Annotated in this window: 19 protein-coding genes; 9 read left to right on the top strand and 10 right to left on the bottom strand. The window is 56.9% G+C overall.

The genetic code is table 11. The annotated features are described in order from the left end of the window. Window positions 1-9: 9 nt before the first annotated feature. On the bottom strand, window positions 10-609 hold the full coding sequence (locus tag PYR65_RS06630) for a hypothetical protein (RefSeq protein WP_276120398.1): 600 nt from the start codon (window positions 607-609) through the stop codon (window positions 10-12). A gap of 847 nt (window positions 610-1,456) precedes the next feature. Between PYR65_RS06630 and PYR65_RS06625 the strand changes: the two genes are divergently transcribed. The 3 genes from PYR65_RS06625 to PYR65_RS06615 all read left to right on the top strand — a co-directional run bounded on the left by PYR65_RS06625 (window position 1,457) and on the right by PYR65_RS06615 (window position 2,586). Continuing rightward, a complete protein-coding gene (locus PYR65_RS06625) occupies window positions 1,457-1,936 on the top strand; it encodes a YfbU family protein (protein WP_276120397.1) in 480 nt (159 codons plus the stop codon). Window positions 1,937-2,052: 116 nt separating this feature from the next. Further along, window positions 2,053-2,388 (top strand): hypothetical protein, encoded by a 336-nt coding sequence (locus tag PYR65_RS06620; RefSeq protein ID WP_276120396.1) that lies wholly within the window; start codon window positions 2,053-2,055, stop codon window positions 2,386-2,388. A gap of 51 nt (window positions 2,389-2,439) precedes the next feature. Continuing rightward, window positions 2,440-2,586 carry a hypothetical protein gene (locus PYR65_RS06615; protein WP_276120985.1) on the top strand — a complete coding sequence of 49 codons (147 nt, stop codon included), beginning with the start codon at window positions 2,440-2,442 and terminating at the stop codon, window positions 2,584-2,586. A 499-nt stretch (window positions 2,587-3,085) separates the two neighbouring features. Here PYR65_RS06615 and PYR65_RS06610 read toward each other — a convergent pair whose 3' ends face one another. Beyond that, on the bottom strand, window positions 3,086-3,232 hold the full coding sequence (locus tag PYR65_RS06610) for a hypothetical protein (protein ID WP_276120395.1): 147 nt from the start codon (window positions 3,230-3,232) through the stop codon (window positions 3,086-3,088). 706 nt (window positions 3,233-3,938) lie between these two features. Here PYR65_RS06610 and PYR65_RS06605 point away from each other — a divergent pair. After that, window positions 3,939-4,193, top strand: coding sequence for a hypothetical protein (locus tag PYR65_RS06605; protein WP_276120394.1), 255 nt, complete (start codon window positions 3,939-3,941; stop codon window positions 4,191-4,193). Continuing rightward, window positions 4,190-4,432 (top strand): hypothetical protein, encoded by a 243-nt coding sequence (locus PYR65_RS06600; RefSeq protein WP_276120393.1) that lies wholly within the window; start codon window positions 4,190-4,192, stop codon window positions 4,430-4,432. The genes PYR65_RS06605 and PYR65_RS06600 overlap by 4 nt, the downstream gene beginning before the upstream one ends. Before the next feature lie 9 nt (window positions 4,433-4,441). Here the strand turns inward: PYR65_RS06600 and PYR65_RS06595 are convergent, their stop codons facing one another. From PYR65_RS06595 to PYR65_RS06585, 3 genes are all read right to left on the bottom strand, one after another. Next, window positions 4,442-4,849, bottom strand: a complete 408-nt coding sequence (locus PYR65_RS06595) for a DUF1515 domain-containing protein (RefSeq protein WP_276120392.1) — start codon at window positions 4,847-4,849, stop codon at window positions 4,442-4,444. A gap of 135 nt (window positions 4,850-4,984) precedes the next feature. Then, window positions 4,985-5,251 (bottom strand): hypothetical protein, encoded by a 267-nt coding sequence (locus tag PYR65_RS06590; RefSeq protein ID WP_276120391.1) that lies wholly within the window; start codon window positions 5,249-5,251, stop codon window positions 4,985-4,987. Then, entirely contained in the window at window positions 5,248-6,066 is an 819-nt protein-coding gene (locus tag PYR65_RS06585) for a hypothetical protein (protein ID WP_276120390.1), read from the bottom strand. The genes PYR65_RS06590 and PYR65_RS06585 overlap by 4 nt, the downstream gene beginning before the upstream one ends. Window positions 6,067-6,496: 430 nt before the next feature. Between PYR65_RS06585 and PYR65_RS06580 the strand changes: the two genes are divergently transcribed. The 4 genes from PYR65_RS06580 (at window position 6,497) to PYR65_RS06565 (ending at window position 11,036) form a co-directional block, all read left to right on the top strand. Beyond that, window positions 6,497-6,772 carry a hypothetical protein gene (locus PYR65_RS06580; RefSeq protein ID WP_276120389.1) on the top strand — a complete coding sequence of 92 codons (276 nt, stop codon included), beginning with the start codon at window positions 6,497-6,499 and terminating at the stop codon, window positions 6,770-6,772. A gap of 147 nt (window positions 6,773-6,919) precedes the next feature. After that, a complete protein-coding gene (locus PYR65_RS06575) occupies window positions 6,920-8,389 on the top strand; it encodes a hypothetical protein (RefSeq protein WP_276120388.1) in 1,470 nt (489 codons plus the stop codon). Between the two features lie 63 nt (window positions 8,390-8,452). Beyond that, window positions 8,453-9,130, top strand: coding sequence for a DUF1796 family putative cysteine peptidase (locus PYR65_RS06570; RefSeq protein ID WP_276120387.1), 678 nt, complete (start codon window positions 8,453-8,455; stop codon window positions 9,128-9,130). 10 nt (window positions 9,131-9,140) lie between these two features. Next, complete coding sequence (locus PYR65_RS06565) at window positions 9,141-11,036, top strand: hypothetical protein (protein ID WP_276120386.1); 1,896 nt, start codon at window positions 9,141-9,143, stop codon at window positions 11,034-11,036. Here PYR65_RS06565 and PYR65_RS06560 read toward each other — a convergent pair. The 5 genes from PYR65_RS06560 to PYR65_RS06540 all read right to left on the bottom strand — a co-directional run bounded on the left by PYR65_RS06560 (window position 11,033) and on the right by PYR65_RS06540 (window position 20,725). Continuing rightward, window positions 11,033-12,538, bottom strand: a complete 1,506-nt coding sequence (locus PYR65_RS06560) for a hypothetical protein (protein ID WP_276120385.1) — start codon at window positions 12,536-12,538, stop codon at window positions 11,033-11,035. The two genes, PYR65_RS06565 and PYR65_RS06560, sit on opposite strands and share 4 nt — an antisense overlap. Continuing rightward, window positions 12,538-13,185 (bottom strand): hypothetical protein, encoded by a 648-nt coding sequence (locus PYR65_RS06555; protein WP_276120384.1) that lies wholly within the window; start codon window positions 13,183-13,185, stop codon window positions 12,538-12,540. Before PYR65_RS06555 ends, PYR65_RS06560 begins: the two co-directional genes overlap by 1 nt. Further along, window positions 13,185-13,352, bottom strand: coding sequence for a hypothetical protein (locus PYR65_RS06550; RefSeq protein WP_276120383.1), 168 nt, complete (start codon window positions 13,350-13,352; stop codon window positions 13,185-13,187). The genes PYR65_RS06555 and PYR65_RS06550 overlap by 1 nt, the downstream gene beginning before the upstream one ends. Next, the gene (locus PYR65_RS06545; protein ID WP_276120382.1) at window positions 13,352-14,164 is read right to left on the bottom strand and encodes a hypothetical protein; all 813 of its coding nucleotides are present in this window, start codon (window positions 14,162-14,164) and stop codon (window positions 13,352-13,354) included. Before PYR65_RS06545 ends, PYR65_RS06550 begins: the two co-directional genes overlap by 1 nt. A 93-nt stretch (window positions 14,165-14,257) precedes the next feature. Further along, entirely contained in the window at window positions 14,258-20,725 is a 6,468-nt protein-coding gene (locus PYR65_RS06540) for a hypothetical protein (protein ID WP_276120381.1), read from the bottom strand. Window positions 20,726-20,733 lie beyond the last annotated feature (8 nt).

The raw sequence follows: 20,733 nt of genomic DNA, 5'->3' as shown, positions 1-20,733 counted from the left end.
TCCATGGCCTCACGAGGCTATCGGCTTCCAATCGCCGGTATCCAGGCGGCACCATAGCTGCCGTCCGCCCCCTGCTGATTGACCTTCAACGCTGACGGTCTGTTGCGCGTAACGGCATGCGGTGAACTGCGGCTTGGTCTCCACGGCAACCTTGGCAGCCGTCGCGCTGGACGTTGTTGTCTTTCGCGGTGCCGGAATCGGCGCATTCGAGACGCTGGTCGTCACCGCCACGTCCTTTCCGCTCTTGTTGGAGAAGCGCGTGGTTCCGCTGGCGTTTTGCGCGATTGCATCCCGTTCCGCATTGCGGACACGGGCGCGATCCTCCGCTGCAGCGACCTGAATGAGCACGGCACATGCCCCCACCCCGGCAACACCGCCGATGATCGCTCCCCGCCCTGCGCCGTTCCCGCCATCTATGGCGGCGCCAACCAGCGCTCCAATACCGGCCGATATCACCACACTGGCCACACATTGCCCGATCGCCTTGTCTGTCGCCGTTTGCGACGCATAGGACGCGCCACCCGCAACCGTGGTGCAACCACTCAACGCGCTCGCGAAAATCGGAAAAATCAGTGCAGCGCCAATGATGCGCTTAAAATTATTGCTCATACCTGCCCCCATATCTACAGCTCTAAACTGTTATCGGGTCGCTCCGGTTTCGTGCAATGGAAAAACATGATCGCTTCATAATTGTATTTTTGTGTTGTAAATTACGCACATTTAAGTTGCTGTAGATTTTTAAGCCACTTTTAGCTGAAATTGTCTTCTCTCTCGTGGAAGGTCCTGGCCAGAAGCTTCAGGGTCCAACGCCCCGAGATGGACGGCCGCGCCTCAATCGGGAAGCTTGAAGAGAACCAAAACTGATGTTTTACAACGCGCGAAACTCCTCAGAGCAGTTGACGTCGCGGACGTTGATCTGCTCTGCTCGGTTTCAGTCCACACGGCGCAACGTCTCCTGAGTGGATTGTTTAAAAAATGCACGACAGACGAACGTCACGAAAGCAATGACTGCCGGTGGGGTAGTGTCGTGTGTTGCTGCGACGGCAGGTGTTACGCGGGCGGCCGAGTGTGGCTCTGTCGCAGGTTTGTTGAATGGTGAGATCGGAGAAAATGGTAGCGGGAGACCGTTGTGGTCACGACAGCCGACACCAAGAACCGAACGTGATCAGTTTGGGAACATGGCAAGTTTCCATGGTCCGAGCGGTTCGCGACTACTCTGGAAAGCTGCGGCTACCCTCTCCTGCAAATGCATCCGACTCGGCGTGTTTGATTTCACTACCCCGATAAAATCGGGGTACCTCCTTAATCCCTAAAGAAGTTCGGGATGGCAGAATAGGTGTGGGTACCCTCACCCATCTTGACCTCCGACCAATTGGCAGGACGTTCCGGCGCCTATGGCGCTTGAAACCTGTGCACGGCTTGGGTTAACTCATAGCGTTTTCATTGGAGACTTTTTATGAACCGCGCAGATCGCCTTATACTTTGGAACCAGCTTGAAATATTGAAGGCCCAAAATCCAAACCAAGCCGCCGATTATGATCTGCAGCAGGACATTGTGGCACATGGGTACACCACGCTCTACTCTGATGTCTTCCACTGCGTGACCGAAGACGAAGCCTCTCTGCTTATGCAGCGCGAAGTTTGGGAAACTCTCGACATGTTCCGCGCATTGGCTAACGCCAAGCAAGGTGGTTGGGTTCCAAGTGTTCCTGGCCGTGAGGTGTTCGAGGGCTTCGATGCGAATAATGATGAACATTACTGGTTCGCTGATTACCTCTTAAGCAAGGCGAACCTATATCAAGAGTCAGCTCCCAACAAAAACTCTCACAATGTAGCGACAGTTTCCCGATACCGCCGAATGCTGACGGCCTGGGAAGCCGCAGTGGAAAAACATAAACTGACAGCGGCAGAAGCCGAAGCGGTGCTGCTTGCATGAGCATTAATGGGCGAAGGATCATTGCGTGCATCGTTTCATGGATTACGAACCAGAGTGGGTGGGGCGGATCTCGTCGCATCGAATGACGACCGCAGAAAACAGTGGTGAGGAATAAAATGGCGACGCCTGATGAACGCCGAGCCAGGTGGGAAAAGTCACTGGAGCAGAAGATCGCGCTAGGTTTCAATGTGGAGACCGATCCGGCATTCCTTGGCTGGATCGAGGAGTGGATCGCTGGAAAGATCACCATTCATGAAGTGCAGCGCCGTTACGCCGGTTTCAATCGTTTGCGATACCAAAGCAGCCCCATACAGCCCGACGTTAACCTGACAGGGCTTTTGGAGAAGTTGCGCGAGGGAATCCCCGAGCTTGGTGACCTTCCGCTTCAAGAGACAGGAGAGCGGACCCAGACCTCACGCACGATCGACGCTGCGTGGGACATTGATGAATAGGCGGGAAAGAGTTTGAGCGACGATAGAACCGACACCCACCCGAACTCCCCAGTGCATTTCGAGCACTGGTGCCGGCATGAGGGCTGCACGAAATGGGGATCGTTTGGGAAAGAGCGAGGCCGCGAAACCGACTGGCGCTGCATGGAGCACATGGCGGCAGACTACTGGGACGGTCGGCCAGTGGCACCGATCCATTGAACAAGCCAACTTTGGCTAGTTTCTTTCCGCAACCGTACCGTAATCCACGAATCCGGCCTTCCCTATTTGATTAACGAGACTATTGTCGTCGGCGGCCGGTCTCTCTGGGCGGCCACTTCCCCGCATCCGCATGAGCCAAGTGTTAGATGCGTCTTTGCCCCGCCCTTGCCGGCGGGGTTTTTTATGAGTGCGTTTGTGTTGCTGGCGGACGGGCAATTCTGTGGGAAAAGACGAAAGGCCTCCCGCGCTAATCTAAACGGGAGGCCTTTCCTGCCCGCAGCGTTCGAGTTCCACGGGCACCGCAATCAAGCACACCCGTCCTTGAAAGGTCAACAGCCCAGACCGAGTACGGCGTCAAATGCGGCACTGAAGCAAAACAGCCCCCGCCATTCCCTGCGAGGGCCTAAATGCTTTGCTGCTCAAATGCACCGAGCGCTCCACTCGACAAAGGCAGCGTCTCATATTTGTTCTGGCTAATGTAATATACCAGGCGTTAAGGTTATTTGATAAGGTGAATGGCCAAGATCGAAGCCATCATTGCCTTATCAATACCGCTGGCCTTGGTCGTACGACCTTCTTTGTTCGCGGTTATTCCGTGACTGGCCGCGCCGTTCGCAGTCGCGATCACGAAAATGATCGATGTCATCGATGCGTCCCCGACTTCCGTGCAATGCGATACATGTGCGACCGTCGTACATCAGGGCCCACGTCGCCCCGCGTTTCGTCACATGGCCGGCGTCTCGGAAGCCGTCGTTTCTCAGCGACTGTTTGACACTCTCGATATTGCCATCGAGATATTGATCCAAAAATTGTTGAGCGGTGACCGCAGGCGCGACCCCAAACAGGGTTGCACAACATATGACCGCGCCAGCTAGATACTTATTCAAACTCTCTCTCCCTGCGTCCAATGCGACATCAGTGTCGTCACACGGACATGGCGCCGCCAGGGAGGGTTTCAAGCATAATTTCCAAAACACGGTTAGGACTGGATTTCGGAACAATCCTGCCGCGCCTTGGTTACAGCCGCTGACCTATCAGCCGGAGGTAGCCCTGCAATCCAGAAGGTCTGATCACTGCACTCACACAGGCCAAAGCAAAGGTGGCCGAATAAGCATCGGAGGCACGAAATGGACGTTCATAAAAAGAGGCGCAAGCGCGGGCCATCCGCGCTAGGCAACTTTGACCAGTCTAAAGCTATAGCCGAGGAGACGATCAAAGAGCATCGCGAAGCGGAGAGACAAAAGACCGAGCGTCTTCGCGAACTCAGGCTCGCTGAAAAGCACAACTTTCCGCCTAAATAGAACCCGGAACATTTCAACGATACTCGGGTTTGCGAGGATGGAGGATCGACCATGATCAACACGCCGAAATTCCCAGTGTCCCACGAGGATCGCCATCTTCTCTGCCAAGAGGAAGTGGACGGTCCGCTTCAGGGTATACTCGAGCAAGCAACGATGCATGGGTGGGGGACGCTTGAGACAATAACTGCCATGGAGGAGGTGCTGCGAAATCTCAGGCTCGCGTACATGCATGTGGATGACGATCCAAAAGACAGTAACGAGGGCCATGCCTTCATTCACGGGCGTGGGGGCAAGGAGAACCCATGAACTTCTACGCATGGACAATCTCAAAGCGAGGCTGCCCGGATATCAAAGAGGTGACGACGGTTAATGAAATCCGTGACGTCCTTCGAGTTTTGGACCTCCCCGGCGTTGCTCCCCCAGAATTCACGACACTTGAGGCCGAAGTCGCAGACCACGGATCTTATCACCACGACGTCGGTAGCATGGACCAGTGGTCACTGACCTGGACGAAGGTTTCCGGCGATAGTCTGGTTGTCGATTAACTACATGGCTTAGGGAATTCTCAGCCAATGCCTTACGGCGGCAACAGCCGTCTCGCTCATATAGGCAACGATTCCGCCAATCGTCAGACCCGCAAACGCGATAAGTCCACTGATACCGACACCCAGCGTTTTCATCCGCTTCCACTCATCGATGGCGGGAGTAACAATGCCTTGGTTCTTTTCCACCGTCTCTTTCAGTGCTTGGATTTCTCCCCTCACCTGAGCGTCTATCTGCCCGCTGACGGCGATCGTCGTTTCCATGTGGGCGATCTGTAGCGCCTGATTGTCTAGCCGCTGGTGAATAACAGCCCGGCTCTCATGGGCCATGCCTTTCTCGTCTTGGAAATCGACGCGGAGGCGATCTACCCCCTCCTGAAGTTTCCCAAGCGCGAGCATGATGTCATCATTTGAAGCCATATCTATTTCCGACACCCAGGCTGCGCATTGCAGGTTCGGTTATGGCCCGCCACTTGCCGCCCAAAGGGCTGATCGTTGGCAACGATGAAGGCTCGCGTCTCGGGCGATGGGGTCAGCAGCTCGAAACCGCTACCGTCACTCACAGACGTTGTCCGCTGGCACCCAGTGGCCACCCAGCTCACGGCACAGAGCACCAGTATCAAGAACACGTATTTCCGCATTGGTCTTTCCCCGCTGTTCGATGTTTTTCATGGCTTGCCTGAGGATGGCGCCCCGCTCGATCTCACGGCCCTCGTTCACCGCCACAGGGCGCCACACGGCGATGTTGATGAGGTGGTAAAGCAAAAGGCCGATGATCAGGCCAAGGATGCCTCCTGCGGCCAGCGAGACGCGGGAGATCATACCGCCTTGCTCCGGTTGATCTGCCAGCGACCGGACAGGAACATGAAGGCCGCGAGGCATGAGACGGCAAGCAGCGCGATGGCAAAGATCAGCGCATAAACGTTGTTGATCCCAGTGACGATCGGCACGGCCAGGCCGGTTGCGGCAGGAACAAGGACGGTGGTGATCGCGGTTCCACTCTGGCCAGCTGGCTTGTCATCCGCCTTGGCATCGGCTTTCGCCACGTCAGGCGGCGGGAGGACTTCCCTTGCCGCCTCGATGGCATCCATGAAGTTCTTGTGGTAGCCGGCGATCAACGCCTTCTTGTCCGTCCCATTGACGATCTTGCGGGCGCCCTCGGCATCGTTGGCTGTGCCGTTGAAGTAGTCGGACAGCTTGCGGCCGGTGAACATTCCCTTGATCATGCCATCGAACAGAGCCTTGATAGCGATCGGCATCGTCAAGAGTTGGCCGGGGCGAGTTGCCCCGAATTTCCGGTGGTTTACTTCCCAAGTGACCTGCACAAGGCCCTCCCCCACCCAAGGATAGTATTTCTTGCTTTTGAGGTAGCTTTCTCCTCCGGCCTCCCGGATCGGTTGCATCTTGCCGCCTGTCTCATGGAACGCCGTTGCAAGCATATAGGCTAGCCAACGGTTATCCAGCAGTTTTCGGCGATCCCATTCCGCAAGGATGGAATTCATCCCGTCGATCTGGGCTTGTGTCAGGCGGCCGCCGAAAGGTGCGCGCCTCACATATGCGAAGAACGTGGTGAGGTTCATGATGATGTCCTTTGATTTAACACGGACAAGCCCTTGAGCCGAGTTAGTCTCGTTCATGGGGTATCCGTGGATTGTGGGGGTTGACGTTCTGATGTGCCGCGCCAATTCTGTGCAAAACTGAAGGGGCAGCGATGACTTACGACTGGGATGGAAAGCGAAATCGGCTGATGAGAGCGGCGCGTCTAACGACCGGCGCCGCGCTTACGTTGGCGATTCTCAGCCTTCCAATTCTTCTTCTCGTTTGATATGGCGTCGCCGCCTCGCGCTGTGATACGCGATGGCAATCAACCCGGTCGCTTTTGGTCAGGCAGCGACCGGGTTCGAACCCCCAGCATTGAGCACGGAACAATTGGGTTGCGGTGCCAGTTAGGGCGCATCTGGCTCGAAGCAGATTAAGCCGGAAGTCAGCCAGAGGCTCGGCGGCGATCCCCTCCCCGCTGGGCCTCGATCTTTTTCTGCCGAGTGACAACGTCAAGGAGAAATCACCGTGAAGACGCTTCTCATTCTCGCTCTGGGCTTGCTCGTCGCCTCATGTACAACATCGCAGCAATCGCTCGAGCCTATCCCAGGGAGCATCACCTATGGCGGCCAACCAAGAACGAAGCTTATGAAGTCGCCGATCGGCAGCACATTTGACCACCGGTTTCTTGGCGCCAACGGCACCCGCTGGATTGAGACCTATCGTATCCAGCCCGACCGAACAGTCGAGATCGTGGACCGTAGACGGGAAGTTGAAATCGAGTTCTTCAATCACGACCGCTAAAGCTCGGCATTACTGATCGAATACGGGTGAGCCATGGCCGAGATGATCTCGCCCATGGGTCCTTCGTGATGTTGGGTTGGAAAAAGGACCCGCGAGAGTGCCCGACACTAAAGTTTAATCAGGCGGGTGCGTCCCGCTTGATCAAGGTTGCCAAGAGATGAGGGCGGTCAAAGCATTTTTCCTGTTGCACCGATCGTTCAGCAATGCTTTCTCGCCAAGGAACGTCCTGCATCGAAACAAGATGACGCTATGAACCGACGAAGTTTTCTCGCCGCTGCCGCTTACACCGCGTTGGCATCCAAGGGCCTTGCTAAGGGACCGTTGCCACAGGTGACTGAACCGGATGTGAAGACGCCTGGTAGGTCACTTGAAGAATTTCGTCGGACGCGGATGTCTGACACTGATCTCCTCCATGAAGCAACATCAAGCGGAGAAAAGAACCTCTTCATTCCATCCCGCTTATATCGTCTAGAAAGCACTATAGAGCTACTTTCCGGAGTGACGCTTTCCGGCAATGGCGACACAAGCTGTCTCCGCCTTGAGTTAAGCTCTGGCGAGCCTGCCATTCCGTTGATCGTAGCCAAGCAAGGCGAAAGCCAAATTTCACTCTTGAATTTCTTGATAGATGGCAACGGTGCTCAGCTATCAAATCCTCGCGGCGACCAGTTCGCGGTTGTGAGCGGCTCCGCAGTCATTGTGTCGGCCAGTGACAGTCTCGTTCAAAATCTGGCGGTGAAAGACGCTTGGGACAATGGAATTGTTATCCTCCACTCCAAAAATGGGAGGGGACAACCGGGCCAGCCGAGCGATGTCCGACTCTTGTTCAATCGCACGGAAAACTGCGGGGTAGGTTTTCACGATCCAGGCGGACCAGGCCAGATCGGTTCGGGGGCGAACAATGGTTCGGGTGCCCGATGCATGATAGTCGGACACCACGATCGTGGAAGTAGAGGGGCAGTGACGGTTGACGACGGCGGAGGCGCATCCGGGTTCGCATTAGGATGCATCAGTATCGAAAACGCCGGAGACGCACGGGTAGGTGCAGGTAACCCGACCCCGGCAAGTCAGGGAACCGGCACTGCTTTTTATAGCGGCAACCCCGACTGGTCATTTGATACCTGCAAGGCATACTTCCCTCGCAAACACGGTTTTTGGCTCGCGGCGGCCGGCGGAATGCAGGCGCGTGGGTGCGAAGTGATTGGCGCTCAAGAACACGGTTTCTACCTTTCAGGACCCAACCATAATCTTTCGAATTGCCGCGCCAAAAACGTTAGTCAGAAGCGAGACAACACCTATTCGAGCTACTTCGTCGAAGCGCCGTTCGGCAACGCTGAGGGCATTGTCCTGAATAATTGTGTTTCTGAGTTCGATCCCGCAGTCGAGAAAAAGCCCAAATTCGGTTATGAGGAGCTTTCGTTTAAAGGTTTTCACCCTTCGGCAACCCTCACGGGAGGCAGCTTCAACGGAAAAACCGCAGGCATTTCCCCTTTGCAAGGTTCGACGTCTCTCAATATGGTGGCAGCAAATGACGAGATGATTTTTGACATGCCGAAAACAACGGGCAAAGCCAGAGGCTCACTTTTTCGGGATGACAATGGTTTTCTTCGAGTGAGGTAGCGTGCATTACGTTACGGCTTACCTCCATACATCAGCGCGACCTAAAGCAGAAAGAGAATGCCAATGTACGATGCCGTGTTCAGCCTTGGCTCGAACTGTGAACCAGCCCATCAACTGAGGCGCAATGGTATTTGGCATAACAGGGGGCCATTCGATTGGATGGTCACACCGTTTTCATCTATCTTGAAGGTGATCCAAGACGATGGCCGTGCTTTGGGCAACTCGTTCACATCTGCCTACAACGGCACGAAAGCCGCATCGCAGGAGTATGGCTGCGTCTACTTCCACGAATTTCCGCCGACTGAAGACGGACGTGGGTTCATTTTCAATGCAGAGATCGAGCGCGCCTGCAAAAGCAAAATGCAACACAAGTGGAGCACCTTGAAAACGGCATGCGAAGCACCGGGAAAAGTTTTGTTCATCAGGTTTCGTTCTGTAACTGACGTACCCGGCGACGAAATTGCCGCTGGAAAAAAATTTGGCTTCCGCGATTTGAACGCACTTTGCGACGTTATTGCCACACGGTTTCCTGCTTTAGAGTTCGATCTCCTTTATATTCACGGTGACAACCCAATATTCGACATCGTGCAAACAGACGATACGCTCGATCCTCGCGTAACGATACGATCGTTGGAGTTGGCTGGGGGTGACAGTGGCAACGGTGCAGATGAAGCGTGGGATGACATTTATCGTGAATTTGGGCTGATCCCCGCCGCCACCCCTGCAAGCATTGCTATTTAAAGGCACTCGAATGAGCACGTTAAACTTCGAAACCGCCCTATCCCAAGTTGGCGACATCAGCAGCAAGTCAGACGATTTCTGGGGCTTACTTGCGTTGCGTGATGAATGGAAGATTGCAGCTGGCGTCTCATTCGCCGCGGATGTTTTCGCCGAGTTGTACAAAACCAGCCCTGCACCTGCCTTGGCGATAAATTACGGCATCGCGCTATTCGAGCGTAATCACTTCGAAAAGGCGGAAAAAATCCTTGGAAAAGTGCTGGCAGATTATCCTGCAGCGCCAAACCACCCCGACTATGGACACACGCTTTCCCTTTACTACAGCTGGTCCTTGGGCAAAGCAGACCAAGGCAAGGCAGCCGAGTTCATTCTGAGCCGGGTGGGCAAAGGCGACAGTTCAAGCGCCCAACTTCTCGACGTGTTTTTTCGTGACTTTCTGAACGCCGGCACTCGCCAACATCTTGCGCAACTGCGTTCGTCTGGTGAGAGAGTAAGCATCAGCCCGTCCAGCTTCCGCATGCTTTATAGCAAGCTTTCTGCCTCAAACTCTCTTGGTTTGCTCGATGAAATCCTGCCACTTATTGGAGGCAGCGATGAAATCGCGAGGGAACGCGTTATCGCTGACGTCGTATATGGGTTGGCGGATCAGACGTCATGGGCTGCCAGCGTTGAGCGTCTGTTGCAGCAAGGCACGCTAACCCCTTCTGACAGCTATTTCATTGCGCTTCAGTCCATTGATCGACTACCGAAGGAAGAGGCTGAAAGCCTGATAAACCGGTTGTCCGAGAAAGGCGATCAGTATTGGGCGTGCGATCGGGTCGCAGCGGCTTTCCTTGAGATGACAGGAAGAAGGGTGGATGCAATCCATAGGCATTACACCGCTTCAACCAAGGAATACCGTCTTAACAAAAAGGAAGTGTCATTTTCCGAAGTATCGAGATCTGACGTCCAGATCAGTTGCATCGCAATCTCATTTAACGACAAACCCTTGGTTGCTCACTTTTGTGATGCAATCATGCCTCACTGCAATGAAATCATTGTCAATGATGGTGGCAGTACCGATGGTACGATCGAAGAATTCGAACGCATTGGCGCAGAATCCAACTTCCCAATAAGAGTGATCCGTGATGTTCAACACGGAAACCGCGACCGCACCATATTTAACAAGGAAGGCTATCGGGACAAAGGTCTTGGAGGGGTTCTCGGATTTGATGCCGATCGTCGGCGCTCAATGACGTTGGCGGCTGCAAAGCATGATTACATATTGATGGCCGATCTTGACGACTTCTTCCCAGCTTATCCCAATCTTCGAACGCTGGTTGCAGGCTCCTACGGAGTGGAACATTTCACAGGAGCAAGACTGGAAACACTTAGCCAAAATGCTTTCACCGTCCTTCAACTCGGCAACATACAGGGCGCTCCGACGTTATTCAAACGGCACGTCGAACACGTTTATGCCGGGGTGAGCGGTGATGACGAATATTTGGCACGGCTGGATAAGCCCTTGGGCGATTGGGCATGTAAGTACATGCATGAGTCTTTGACCTTCTGCTTCAATTATTGGCATCTGAAATTCTATTTGGACAACCGGCACCTGTCCTCCCTCGAGCATCTTTTAGGTCCAAAGCATTCCATGAAGAACCGGTTTGACCGGCCAGACTTCAGCCGCATCCCGAGAAAACAGGCCCAAACCGCACCGGCCAGCATTGTGAGAGATCAGGAGAGTCCCGTGCAAAAACTTACACCGCGTGAAGAATACGAGATAACAAAAGCTCACCTTCAGGCAGAGCTGCCGAAGGTTAAAGCTGCGGCGGCAAAGCTTGCGGCTACAGACCCAAGCCTTGCCTCCGGAATGCTACAAACGGCATGGCTGCGGGCGAATAAGCCCTACATGTTTCCAGACGACTAAGTCTGCGTTCCGACAGCCGCCCCATCGCCTTCAGAGGTTGGTTGTCCGAATTTAATTCGCAAGCGTCCACCGCTGTCAACCCACAGGCGGTGTTCGCCCAATTGCATGGGCGCTTGCCACGTTCCACCTGACACATAAGTATTTCCGCCGGACAACTGCATCTGCATGGCACCAGCTGAGTTGCGCAGCCAGATCAACTCCTTGCCATTGCGGTTCACTTCACCGGAAATGCCTGCCAGCGATCCACCGATAACTTCCACACCAGCATTGCCTGAGCCGACAAGGTTCATGCCGTAGCGGGTCTGGGCTGTGTAGAGAATTCGCGGAGCGATGAACGACAAACCGTAAACATTTCTTGCCCCTCCCTCTCCGCCGGTACCTCCAGTGTCTACGATGATCGCATCATTGGGGCCCCCACCGCGCCAGGCATTGGAAATGTGAAGGCCAATCCACGTGCTGTCCCCGGCCTTTGTCCGCAGGCCTTCCCGGCCCGAGCCGTTGGAAAAGCAATTCGTGTACTGGTTATTCGTTGCAGGGCTGTCGATGTCCCACCCCGCCCAATCCGGCAGTGTGCAGCCGCAATTGACGAACTGACTATCACCGGTGCCCACGTACCAAGCTGTTCCACCGGTACCGTTCACGGTGTCGCGTTTCGTGCCCCAGGCATGGCAGTTGGTCCACATGGCGGACCCACCAGCACCGACGTCATGAACAAAGCCCTGAGAGCTTTCCTTATCGAAGCAATTGTTGATGAGCACGCCCTTGCCCGATGCGACGGATACGCCGCCACCGAGCCTGCCTGAGAACCCGCTTACAGCTGTGCCATGAATACCCATGCCGCAGCTGTAGGTCTGGATATCCTCGACAATCGCACCGAGAGGCTTGCCGGGGATGCCGGCCCATGTCGTCTCATTGTAGGCGCCGACCGTAATGCCATTGTCGAAGCTATTGGTAACGGTCCAACCGCGAAGGATAGACCGATCTCCTGCCACGATGATGCAGTTGCCATGCGGTTTGACAAAGCCGCCAGGGTTAGGCTCTGGCTCGACATAATTACCAGCCAGGGCGTTGTGGTCAGCGAAGAAATCGCCGCAAGCAAACGCATAGTCCTTGAACCAAAGCTGCACCTTTACCAACGATCCAGCCGTGGCCGCGTATTTGAACTGGACGCGGCCCAGCGCGATCCAGCGCTGTGGCGTAGTCATCTCGATGCTGTCAGTCGTTTTGTAGACGCCTTCGTGCCAGACAAGCGTTTTACCGGAAGCGGTTGCTGCTCGAATTGCCAAGGTATCATCGGCTACGCCGTCTCCAATAACTCCGAAGCGGGTAACCGGGGTTCCCATCCAGCCCAGAGGCACAACACGGCCGGCATTGTTTTTAAAAAGGAGCTTTTCATCCACAGTGTTGACCGCAAGTTCGCCAGATTGAAGCTGCGCCGGCGTTGGAATAGCCCCCGCAGTTGTGGACTTCTTGAGAAGAAGGGTCGCGTTTTTCGTCACCATTAGTAGGTGCCTCCATTGATGCCATCAAACTCGGCTGATTTTGCCGCAATCGCCGCCGCCATCGTCGTGGCAAAATTGGGATCATTCCCCAATGCGGCGGCCAGTTCGTTCAATGTGTCCAGTGTGCCGGGTGCAGCCGCAACGAGGGCGTCCAACGCCGCCTTAACGAATGCTGTTGTGGCAAACTGGGTCGTATTGGTGCCAGCCGCCGGCGTCGGCCCGGCCGGCGTTCCGGTGAAGGTTGGAGAGGCCAGCGGAGCCCGTGTCGTATCTGTCGGGTGGACGTGATCCGCCCTGGCAAACTTTTTGGATGTGCCGATGGCCACGGCCCCGTTGGCCGCCGGGCTCGTAGTCGAGGCCTGCCCGACTACATAGGCCGTGGTAGCAAGCTGAGTGCTGGTGTCATCCGCCGCAGCAGTCGGGCCAGCAGGTGTTCCGGTGAAAGTCGGAGACGCCGAGTTTGCCTTGGTGTTGTGCTCCGTCATGCTTGGAGCAAGCTGCTTCACCGCCCCACCACTGTCTTTAATGAACAGCTTTCCATCGGGGAGATTGACTGCCGGCTCGGCCGTGAGAAGGCCAGCCGCAGCCGGTACCGCACCGGGCGTCGCGCTGTTCTTCAGCTTGATAGTTACTGCCTTGTCGGCCATTAGAATGATCCTCCATCAAGGACGTCAGTGGGTTGCAGGGATTTTTCGATTTTTTCTCGCTCGGCCTCGGTGAGGAACTTATTGACCTCACCTTCCGTAAGTTCATCAGCGCTGTCTTCAGGCTGAAGGGCGCGATTGATCCGGCGCAGGAGTTCTCTGCCGTCCATTAGAACGCCCCTCCATCCACCGTATCGAAGGCAAATACTGAGTTGAAACCGGTCCCGATGACCATTTCAACGGAGGCAGCACCATCCGTGTCAGCAGTCGTGAGAGGGGGAAAAGTGATCGTGAGACCGTCGGGAGCGGACCATGCGTAGAACCTCAGACTGTTCAAAAAAACGTAAGCTACGACGTCATAGCCGCCTGGGATGGTCACCGAACTTTGACCCAAGAACACAGTGAAAGGTGGATGCTCTGTAATCACCGCAATAGATGCGACGATGCCGGCGATATCGTCGCGAGCAGCTTCGGCATCAGCGACGGCATCGGTAAGCAACGAAATGCTCTTGTTTTCCAGTTGTCCGGCGGTACCCCATCCGAGGAGCGAGCCATCTTCTGCAGGCGGGAAAACAGGAGGCGCGACGCCGATAGGCGTGAGAATGGCCCGGCTCAGTTTTTCGGCGAGCTGCTGGTCACGCATGGTCGCGAGATCGAAAGCGCGTTCGACTGTCTCGGCGAAATAGGCGCCTTGGTTTCCAAGAGCTGTTTCCTGTGTGAACGGAACGTCTCGGGACAGCCAGAGGACATTTCCTCCCGCGACGGGTTGAGAGGTGGTGACATTGCCACCGCTCTCCTCTCCAACGCCCGAAACAGAGAAATCGCCATCGCCAAGAAGCAACTCAGTCGTGACATCGAGCGCGTCCGTAACGAAAGCCCGCATATGAGCGGCAGAGGTAATCTTGAACTCGTAGGGGAACACGGTCGTCACACCGTTCCCGGTATAGGGGCCGCTGCAGCTGACTTCGCTTGACACTGTCATTTCAATATCCCACGGAAAATCGACCCGCGCCGTGCGGGTTCGGTAGGTTCAAAGGTCTGATGGGCTATTGCTCGGCCAGCTAATACCGCCCGACTACTTGGATTTACCCATGATGTATTCGATGGGCGAAACATCATCGCCTTCGCTCTGGCGCCAAGCCGCATCGATGAAGCGGTTGATCTGCGTCGATGGCGCATGGAGGAACAAGCCGCCGGCATCGACGACGGATCGGACAAAGGCTTTGTCCACGTCGCCCTGCGACGCCTGGTAGATCGGACGGGCCATCGTATCCATGATGGAACCGTAGGCACCGCCGCCACTGAAGCCCTGCACACCGCTCGCAAGGTCACGGATGAACGGCAGCGTGGCAGTGATGCTCAACGCCGTTTGCTTGGCGAGGTATTCCGCCCAGCCATCCTTATCGTCGTCGTCATCGTCACCCCAGGGCAATTGACCGCGAACGAGACCTGCGAGCACCGCTTCGACCGTGAACAGCATCACCATGTCCGTCGTCCATGACAGAACCTGTCGTGGATCCGCGAACTGCGTTTGCTGCGTCCGCTCGTAGGCGACATTGAACTTGGCGAACATGTAGGAGCCAAGAGCGGTAAACAGGCGGACGACATCATTCTGCCGGACATCCCGTGAAAGCGACCCCCGCTCGATCGGCGAACGGTCGGAGAAATTGCCGGAGGCCGCCGCTCGCGCGACGATCCGGTCAGCGTGGGCGATTGCATCAGCCTCGCTCTTGCCCTCGTCGGTGGCTTGCCGAAAGCCCGCAAGCCATGTCGGCATATCCACTGTGTAAAACTGCGCCTTCTGCATCAGCCAGAAGCCCCAGGGCGCGAGGATATCGCTCGTGAACTGCGATACCCGGTTTTGCGAAGGACCCGTCTTGGTATCTCCAAGAAGGTCGTAGATATCCTTGTTGAACGTCGTCTCCCGTTCCCGCATGAAAGCTGACTTGCCGATGATCTGGCTTGCCGCACTGCCGGGGCCGGAAAGCGGGCGGCGAAACACATCTGTCATGCCCAGCAGGAGGTTCTTCTCGCCCACGACCACCATGGACTGGGCGATACCCGTCGGCTGCAGGAGAACAGTCGTCAGGTTGAAAGCTAGCTTCGAGACCGTGAAGCCGGATTTCATCTTCCGAGCCCACCGGTTCATGAAGTCCGAGCCGCGGATTTCACCAGCCGCGACGTCCTGCACCCAGACTTCAAGTGAATCGAAATCCGATTTCAGCCCGCGATCGAGAAAGGCGCTCTTCACCTCATCGTTTTGCAGGATGCGCCACGAGTTTGCGACGGTCTCCGAAAGCGCAAGATCATGAACGACCTGGTTGACGTGACCATGAAGGACACCAATGTCGATCAGCACAGGCCGCCCCGACGACTGCGCACGTTCCTTTGTGTGGCCATTGCGGGTCTGGGCCTTGCCATACCGACCGCCAGCCATCGCCGTTGCCAAGTCCTTGAGGTCATCATCACGTGACAGCGACGAAATCTCAGCATCATACTTCAGCGGGAAATAGCCGCCCTTGAACTTGCCGAACTTCGTCTGCACTTCGCGCGGTGCAATCTTCTCCGGAGCGACACCGGTGACCCGCTTTTCCCGAGCTTCGATCTCCGGCCAATAGCCGCCGATCAAGTCCCAAGCAGACTGCACAAACTCCCAATCGCGCTGTTCCAACTGCAACAGGGCCAGCTCAATCTGTGCGGTGGTGAAGTGACCTTTGACCCGCTCGTCAGTCAGGCGCTGGTAGTTGCCCTCATTGCCGACGTTGAATGCCAGCGAGATCAGGTCCCACTTCGAGAACTGGCCGTTCAGTTCCGGCACGGACATCAATGTCGTCATGGCCCTGCGCTCGGCCGCCGTGTAGACCGAATAAAGCTGCTCGAACTGCTCACCCGCCTCACGGCGCTTGATGGTCAGGTCGTTCATAGCCTCATCGATCGGCGCCTTGATATGCCGGTACGCTGCGCCGTCCTTGAACCCGTCAATTTCCCGCAGGATCGTGTCGGCCGTCTTGACGATGTTCAGATAGCTGCGGAAACCCGGCTTGACCCCGCCCCGCCCGGACTTGGCGCGCGACGGTGCATCGCCTTTCACGTTCGCCTCGAACTCGGCCAGGATATCGCCGACGACAGCGTCGAGATCGCGTTCGCGCTTGGCGTCCTTCAGCTTCTGCTTGAGCCGTGCCGTGTGTTCGATGTTCTTCAGCGTATCGACCACGCCGCGCAGCTCATCGACGCTCAGGCGCCTGTATGGCCGGCGCTTGGCATCGTTCAGTACCGCGTCAGGGATCGACAGTTCGTTTTCGCGGCCTTCCGCTGTCATGCGAGCCACATAGTTCAAAAGCGAGCCCTTGCGCTGCTCTGCCTTCACAGAGAGCTTGCGGAAATCATACCGCTCAAGCAGTTCGTCTATCGCTTCGAGATAGTCGCCCGCCAGGTTGTCCCGAGTGGACTTCTTTCCGAGCCGGGACACGAAGCGTTCAGCCTTCTCGATCTCTTCGGCGACGGCCACGCTTTCGGAATAGAGCATGTGGTTCAGCAACTGCCGGCGCTTCTGCTCTACCAGGCGCTCAACGGCGTCATTGTAGCGATCCGTGGAAACGTTCGCCCGCACCGTTGCGGCGTTGGTGCTGTCCAGCGAGCCGGAGCGGACCGCAGACTGGACATCGCGGCGCTTCTGCCGGGACCACAGGTTTTCGCGTTCGACCAGCCGGGCAAGCTTGACCGCCTCGTTTGCGGCCTTGCGCTCGGCAGTCAGGAAGCGATTGCTCGAAACCGCATCGCGCACCTGCATCTTGTTGATGGTCTGGCGTGCGGCCTCCCTCGCCTGCGACATGGTCATGTCTGGCGAGGTGTCCCCGGCGCGCGCCTTGAGAATTTTCAATTCAGCCGCAAGGAACTGCCCCCGCTTGTCGTTGTGGACCGCTTCGATGGCGCGCTCTTCGATCTGACCGTCCTTCAGGACATCACCATGCCGTTCGAGCATGACCCGTTCCGTCTCGGCAGCGATGGCATCTTTCCGAGGCGTTGCCTGTTCGAGCGCCTTGACCAGATCGTCGCCGGACTTAAAGCCAAACCAGCCTGCAACCTCGTCCGGGTCCATTCCGCCTTCGTTCGCATAGAGCGTGAACTTGCCACGCGGCAGCGTTTTTAAGACGCCTTCGCCATAGCGATCAACCAGCATGCCGCGATCAAACCGCATGTCCGGCATATCCGTCGGGTCTGCATCGCCGAACCAGCGGCGGTTACCCATCCATTCCCAAGCGCGATACACCGGCATGCCATTGATCTGGCCTTCGACTTCATCACGGACCTTGGCTTTCTCGACCTTGTAGGCCTTCTCGGTCTCACGCTGGATGGGTCCCATCACTTCCTTGCGGAGCTTCTGGGTCGCAGCCTCTATCGACTGTTCATGCAGCTTGACCAGCTGGCGATAATCGTCCGGCGAGACACCGGCCGCCTCGGCAGCAGCGAACAGCATCTCGTCCGACACATCGCTGCGGGCCGCTTCGATCTCGGCATCAGTCGCGACCAGACGGTCAAACACGCTCTGGATTTCGGGCGTGATGTTGACGTCCAGCGCCTTGATGCTGCGATAAAGGCGAACCAGCCACTGTGCGAACCGCTCGAAAGCCGATCGCAGTTCGATCGAGGGAGCCTTGCCCTCCATCAGATACGCTTCGAAGCCACGCGCGAACTGCTCGTGAAGGCCGGTATCAATTGCCTGATCGACGACAGTGTCACCCGAGGTGCCGTTATCCAGCATGGCGACGACATCGGCAGCACTCACTTCAACGCCGGTCACCTGTTTCGCGTCACGCGCCACATCGGCAGCATTGTCGCGCCACCAGCCCTTTACCGAACCGTACATATCGACGATTTCCTGGCTGACGCCGGGAGGCGTTGCCATGTCCTGCAGGATGTTCAGGAAGTAGTGGCCCGCTTCGTGGTTGAACGTCGAGAGATCGGCGCTTTCGAACAGGCTTATGATAACCGGGCTGTTCGCCGCGCCGTTTGTCGGCAGCTGGATCGAGCCGCGGTTTGCCTGCTCATATGTTCGATTGAAACTGAAGCGCCCGGTCTGCGCCGGCTGGCCATACTTCTGACCTTCGGCATCTTGTCCCTTGGCGATAGCCGCACGGATAACGTAGTCGCTATCGTCAAGAGAAACGCCGAGGCTGTCCAAATACGACACCGTGTCGTCGGCCCACGAGGCTTTCGGATCAATCTCGCGGTTGCCGGAATACTGAACATTGCCGCGCAGCTCTTCATCAATCGCCTCCAACAGGCCCCGGCCGATGTCCGGCAACTCGCCGCCGGTCTCGATCGCATGCCGGTAAGCGATGGCAGCGGGATTGTCCTGCAGATACCCAGCTTCAATCATGGCCTGCGCCACGTCGTCTATGCCGTGCTTCTTGCCCCCGCTGGCACCGAACATGTCCTTGACGCCGTCGATCAGTCCGCCCCGCGCCAGCTTCAGGTTCTTCTTGCCACGGCCGCGCTTGATGACAGCGGCGTCACGCGCCTTCAGTTCTCCACCGACGTCGTTGATTCCGCCGTAGTCGGAGATGGCTTCCAGCAGCGACGGACCGTTCTTTTCCGGCTTGGCGACATAGGACCGCAGTTCGGCCAGTTGGCGCGTCAACTCGTCGACGTTCTTGGTCTTCATGCCCTCAGGTACCGCGCCACGGATTTCCGGAAGCGGGTACTTGGCCGCAAACTCTTCCTGCGAGAGACCAGAGCGCTCTGCCATCGTCCGGCGCATTGCCACGAGCGGCATGGCTTCAAACTTCGCGACGTCAGTTGCCCGGCCGGCGGTGCGCAGGCGGCTGACGACATCGTCGTATTCCTGCTGATCGACTTGGCGCGAAGCCTCATCTGCCACTCGGGCGGCTTCCGATTGTTCGAAAGCCTCCATCTGGATTTCTTCGGCTCGATCGTTGAAGTCACGCGCTTCTGAAAACGTCATGCCGTCCGGGTCGAACTTCATGTTCTCGCGCAGGACTGCGTCCATCTCCCCGCCTGCCAGCTTGGCGGCGTAGACAGCCGTCGGGATTTTCAGATCACCGCCGGTGGCGAGCGCCGTTTCCCACTCGGCAAAATCCACGCCTGGCAACTCGGTAAGGAACTCTTCCGGATTGTACCGGAAGGACTGAAACAGCTCATTCAGTTTTTCGGCAGGCACATAGACATCCTGAACCGGCGTACCTTCCGTCGCCTTATCGACGAAATCGAGAAATGATCCGTCCATCCGTTGGCGCAACTTGGAGTTCACCGCCATATCGCCGAGCTGATCAACCGCCGCCTTCGTCTGCTCTGCCTGTTGCGCCTTAACCGACAGACCCCGGACGCGACCCGGCAGCGCGGCCTGGAAAGCGATCCGGCCAGCTTCAACGATGGCACCAACAGCGCCGCCGGTCGCAAAGCTCGACATCACGTCGTCGAGCATATCCTTGTCGGGCGCATAGAGGCTGGATGCGATAGCGTTCTGCATCAGCTGCTGGACAGCTTCCTGTCCGCCTTCCAATGCGGTTTGCTTGCCGACCGATCGAAGGAAGCTTGCGAAAGCGCCTTTGACAACAGGATTGCCAAGCAAGCGCTCGATCGGGATCGCATCAGTCATGCCGGGCGCGATACCATACAACGCGGCAATCGTCTGGGTGTCTTCGTCCTGACCAGCCTTGCGCGCATTCCCAGCGGCCTCACCAGCGCCCATTGCTCCGCCAACTGTTGCGGCGCCTGCCGGGCCGGTGACAACGCCCACGCCGAGCAGCGCCAGCATAGAGCCCAAGCCCGATCCGATCTCGCGTCCGAAACTCTCTTCCATGCCGGGCGCAGCCGGGAGGATGGTCGCGCCGTAATCCTGCGTCTTCTCGCCACCCCTCTGCAAGGCTTGGCTGGCAGCCTTGAGCGCCGGTTCGAACAGAGGTTCAAGCGACTGATACGCCTCGTCAGCCGACATATTGCCGGACAGCACGTCCGACAGAACAGACTGTGCCACCTGCGGATTAATCTCGCCCTGCTTGAATATCTCTTTGCGGAGGGCTGCAATCTCTTCAGGCGACCGCTGATTGGCCATCACGATGCGGGTAGCCATAGGCATGCGCACGGCGGGATCGACGGGCGTAAGCAACTGGCCAGCACCTTCCAAGGCTGTGCCTGTGGCCGAGACTGCGCCGCCGGGAATCCCCTTGCCCGCCTCGATGACCTGTCCACTCAGCGCGCCTTTGGCGAACTGCTCCCACCCGGACAGCGCCGTCAGATCGTCCGAAGCAAGCTTCGCATTGTCCTTGTCCTGCATCCATGTCGCGAGGCGCGGGTTCGCCGACAGGATCGTTTCGTTACGCTTCGCCATCATCTTTTGGGCGAACGTGTCACGGAACTGCGATGTCAGCGACGTGGGCAGGGCAAGCGACTGGGCAAGCTTCATGTCGGACGCATGTTGATCCGGCGTCGTACCTGCATCCTGCGTCACCGCAAACGCCGTCTGCTTGACTGAAGCCGCGTGCTGCTCGCGGCTCTGCGTCAGATACTCATCAGGGTTCATTGCACGTG

Source organism: Pararhizobium qamdonense, assembly GCF_029277445.1.
GTDB classification, from domain to species: Bacteria; Pseudomonadota; Alphaproteobacteria; order Rhizobiales; family Rhizobiaceae; genus Pararhizobium; species Pararhizobium qamdonense.
This window is presented reverse-complemented; position numbering and strand designations above follow the sequence as displayed.